Below are 1,608 nucleotides of genomic sequence, written 5' to 3'. Positions count from 1 at the left end.
CTTGAGAGTTAAAAGTTTTCAACAAAAGAATAGCGCTTATGGTATGGATTATGGTATTCTTTAATCACCACAAAGAAAGAGATACCATCCGACCAGAAGTGCTATTCACTGTATGAGTTTACCATACTTTCTGGTGGATGACCATACATTATGCTAAATTTTATTGAAAACATTCTATGCCACTTTGAAACCTGTTTTTCCCGCAAATCCGCTTTCCGCTGGTTTGTCGTCATAACTGTAGGGCTTATGCTCCGCTCCGATAAGCTTGGGGTCACCTCCATAATCCGTGACCTTGCGCTCCATCCTGGCTGTTACGATTCCATGCTGCATTTCTTCAGGGCATCCTCCTGGTCGCTGGAGGAGATCCGGAAACGCTGGTTCTGTGCCGTAAAGCAGTATGCGCCCCTTTATAAAGAAGGGAACCTCCATGTCCTTGTGGGCGATGGCGTCAAGCAGTCCAAGGAAGGGCGGCGCATGCCGGGGGTAAAGAAGCTTTTCCAGGAATCGGAGAATTCCGCGAAGCCGGAATTCATCCACGGCCATATGTTCGGCGGCCTTGGCATCCTGGCCGGCAGTGTCCGCAGATGGGCCTGCATCCCTTTAAGCATCCGGCTCCATGACGGGCTCCAGGCTGCCAGGGAATGGAAAGGGGCATCTGTTTCGGCTGCTTCCCATGTAGTCCAGATGGTGGAGGACGCCTGGCACGCTGCCCATACCTTTGGGGACTCCCTGCTCCTGCTGGACAGGTATTTCCTTACAGTGCCGGCCCTTGAGAAGCTGAAGGAGCTCAATGGCAGCGGGAGCGTGCATATGGAGATCGTCACAAAAGCGAAAAAGTCCTGCACCGCATACCAGAAGCCCGGCCCCCGCAGACCCGGGAGGGGACGGCCGCCTAAGAAGGGGGCCGCTGTCCGCCTCAAAGAGCTGTTCGGCTCCCATAAAGGACAGTTCCAGGAAGCAGAGATAGAGCTCTATGGCAAAAAGGAGGCCATACGCTATTACTGCATCGACCTGCTGTGGGGCCAGAAGCTGTACCAGGAGCTGCGGTTCGTGCTGGTGGAGATGGATGGCGTCCAGGGCATCCTGGCAAGCACCAGCCTGGCTCTGGAGCCGCTGTCCATCATCCGGCTCTACAGCTACCGGTTCCGGATTGAATGCACGTTCCGTGAACTGAAGCAGCAGATTGGGGCGTTCTGCTACCACTTCTGGTCAAAGTACATGCCGAAGCTGAACTACTACCAGAAGAAAGGGGAGCCTACGCCCATGGAGCAGGTGGAGGGTGAAAGGCCCCGCCGGAAAGTGCTGGAGGCCGTCCGTGCCATTGAGATGCATATGGCCCTGTCCTGTATTGCGATGGGGATTCTGCAGAGCATTTCCATCCACTTTATTGGGAAGGTAAGTTCCGGCCAGATCCGCTACCAGAGGACGCCATCCAGGGGAAGGGTCTCTGAGGCAGCACTCATGCATTATTTCCGGAAACATTTTTTCCGCCTTTTAGGCCAAAAGCCCGAATTATGCATAACGCAGATAATTCAGGGACTGCCGGAAGCACCAGAAGAACCGTGGGATTGTCTGGCTTCATAGTGCTACAAACTTTCAACTCACAAG

1 protein-coding gene is annotated in these 1,608 nt (G+C 53.8%); it reads left to right on the top strand.

Features of this window, described 5'->3' with window-relative positions; genetic code table 11:
- Positions 1–150: 150 nt before the first annotated feature.
- Positions 151–1,584: a transposase gene (locus QZ305_RS11715; protein ID WP_294732181.1), complete on the top strand. Its 1,434-nt coding sequence runs from the start codon at positions 151–153 to the stop codon at positions 1,582–1,584.
- The last annotated feature ends 24 nt before the right edge of the window (positions 1,585–1,608 follow it).

Source organism: uncultured Faecalibaculum sp., assembly GCF_910588395.1.
Lineage (GTDB): Bacteria > Bacillota_I > Bacilli_A > Erysipelotrichales > Erysipelotrichaceae > Faecalibaculum.
Note: the sequence above shows the minus strand (reverse complement) of the source record. Positions and strands in the feature narration are given on the sequence as shown.